2 protein-coding genes are annotated in these 2,769 nt (G+C 40.4%); both read right to left on the bottom strand.

The window, feature by feature from the left end:
- Positions 1-329: 329 nt before the first annotated feature.
- On the bottom strand, positions 330-1,439 hold the full coding sequence (locus tag VJ937_RS00265) for a hypothetical protein (RefSeq protein ID WP_324064916.1): 1,110 nt from the start codon (positions 1,437-1,439) through the stop codon (positions 330-332).
- A gap of 161 nt (positions 1,440-1,600) precedes the next feature.
- A partial coding sequence (locus tag VJ937_RS00260; RefSeq protein WP_324064915.1) for an ATP-binding protein occupies positions 1,601-2,769 on the bottom strand: 1,169 nt, incomplete at its 5' end.

Raw genomic sequence — 2,769 nt, 5'->3', positions numbered from 1 at the left:
TGTTTTGGGAACCAAAACACCCGGCTGAAGCCGGGTGCAAGTTATAATTCCTCATCAAATATCAATTTAACTCCTTTTATGCCCCTCTCTGTTTCGGTTATTATCATTGCGCCAAAAATTAAGCTCGTAAAAAACCTCCGTTGCGAACGCTGCGTTTTTATCGTTGCGTTCGCTGCGTGAAAAATTAAGAATGTGTCGATTTACCTTCGGTAAGTTTGACTGGACAGGATCCTGGTTAAAACAGCACACGTATTAGGCGGTGTAATTCGGTTAAACAGAGCAATGCGGATAACCTTTTCAGTTTTATTCGCGAAAACCTATTTGCTAACCTAAAACCTAAGTTCAAGGGCTAGCTCAAAGAAGTAATCGTCACTGGCCAGATTATCGCGATATCTAATGCGCTCATAATCCACAATTATTTTACTTCCCCTGGAAAAATGGTAAGCTACGCCGGTTATAAACCTTTGTGTGCGCAGGTTGCCTGTATCGTAATAACTGATATAGTCATCATAGCGGCCGATTAAACTAATTTTGGAATTAAAAAATTTACCTTCGGCAAAAACCGAATAACCGCTTTGGGGTACTGCATTGTAGGAAATCGTATCCTGGACAGCTGTTCCTTTATAATTTCCTCTGCCATTATACCCCTCCAGGGTAAAAACGCTGTAGACTGTTTCCATTGATAAATAAGCCGACTGATAGTGCCAATGGGGTTCGGCTTCGGTATTACCACGTCCAACAGCTCCATGGTAAGTAAACTGAAGTCCCGGCATAATGCGGTACAAAGGTCTCAAAGTGAGGCGCGACTCCAGGGTTTTATTGGTATTGTTTTCGAGTGCATGATAACCGCCACCATTGAATACACCAAGGGAAAAACTACCATATTTTCCGGGAAAATCGTCGTTAATATTTTTCTGATAGGCTTTGTCGAGTTCTCCACCGAGCAAGGACATAAACACCACACCAAAATCAGCCGAATTGATCATATCGTTGCGTTCGAGAAACATCCGGCCCTGCACCCTGTAATCATTCACACTCTGTTCAAAATCGATCCAGGGCCTGTGTACCAGACCAAACTCAAAATGAGGTTGATGGAAAAACAAAAAACTGTTTAAGCGGTATTCAAGATAGAGATATTTCAACCTGATTTCAATATCACCCTTTCCATCACCTTCCTGATCCACAGTAAGGTCGGTTGTAATACGGCCTGAAAGCTTTTCACTGATACCTTTTTTAATGTTCACATAGCCCCTTTTCAGGGTAAATTCATTAAAATCATCGCCTCCGGATTTGCCAACCTTATGGGCAAGGAACCATTGCATATCAATTGTTAGCTGACTAAGCAACAAAGAATCAAGTGACCTCTTGTCTTTCTGCGCATTGAGCTGTCCAAAGAGAAAAACCACTAAAATCAACAAGGTAATAGCACGAGTGCTCATATTTCAGGCTGTTTACTCAGATTTTGCATATCAGAGCACAAGTATAATAAAAATAAAGCTTTATAGTGGGTCGAAAATTAAGGAAGTATTTAATATTTTCAATTTACAGTAAGCAGCTCAAAAGGGCGGAACAGGAGCTACAATTAACACAGCGGGAAATATCAGACTTCAGGCAATGTAAAATAAACTGTAGTCCCCTCTCCTTCTGCTGACTCAATCCATATTTCTCCACCCAAAAGATGCACGATTTTCTGACTGAGAGCAAGGCCAATACCGGCACCACGGTAAAGTTTTTTACGATCGTTTTCGAGTTTGGTAAAGCGCTTAAACACCAATTCTACCCCCTCTTTGCTCATACCAATACCGGTATCGGAAACATAAAACAAAATCTGTTCGGTATTTTTTGCATCGTTTTTCGCCACACCCAAAATAACCTTGCCATTTTCAGTATACTTGAGGGCATTATCAACCAGATGCATAAAAACCTGTTCTACACGATTTGGGTCAGTATTTATTTCAATTTTTTCTGAAGTGTCTTTTTCGATATCAAAGGCGATACCCTTTTCTTTAAACCGATCTAAATAACTACGATAAACGGTTTTAAGCAAATCTTCAGGATCAACCGATTGCAATTCAGGCTCTACACGGGCAGTTTCAAGCCTTGCGAGATCAATTATATTGTCAATTAGTGACAGCAGATTGGCTACATTTACCATAATCATTTCCATGAAATGCGATCGCTGTTGCTGGCTATTTTCATCGGTAATTAAATCAGCATAGCCAACTATGGCATTTAAAGGTGTACGAATTTCGTGCGACATATTGGCCAAAAAAGAGCTTTTAAGGTTATCAGATTCTTCTGCCTTCTCTTTGGCACGTTTAAGTTCAGCTGTGCGATGCTCAACCAATTGCTCCAAATGATTTTTATGCACCTCGAGTTCATCTTTTTGCACCCTTATCTCTTCCTTTTGCTGCTCAATTTCGTCGCGTTGTTTCACAACCATATCGGTTCGCTCTTTCAGGGCTTTGGTGCGTTCCTTAACCATTTTCTCCAGGCGCCGGTTTTGTTTTTTAAGGGCGTATGTATACAAGCGCATTATCAATACAAATATCAGTATAGCCGCGAAAGCATATAACAAATAAGCCAATACAGTTCTGTACCAGGGTGGTTTAATTTGAAATTTATAAGTGGCCTCAGAACTGACAACACCATAAATATTTTTCGCTCTTACTTTAAAGACGTAGGTACCTTCTGGTAAATTGGTGTAGATGGCTTCTGTTTTTTTAACCCAGGGCCGGTAAGTTTCATCGAAACCCTCCATTTTATATT

It is taken from the genome of Salinivirga sp. (genome assembly GCF_035268865.1).
Classification (GTDB): Bacteria; Bacteroidota; Bacteroidia; order Bacteroidales; family Salinivirgaceae; genus Salinivirga.
The sequence above is the reverse complement of the archived record's forward strand: the minus strand, read 5'-3'. Positions and strand labels throughout refer to the sequence as shown.

What these genes read in the sequence shown, in the direction of transcription:
- VJ937_RS00265 (WP_324064916.1), bottom strand. Translation starts at nt 1,439, where the DNA reads ATGAGCACTCGTGCTATTACCTTGTTGATTTTAGTGGTTTTTCTCTTT.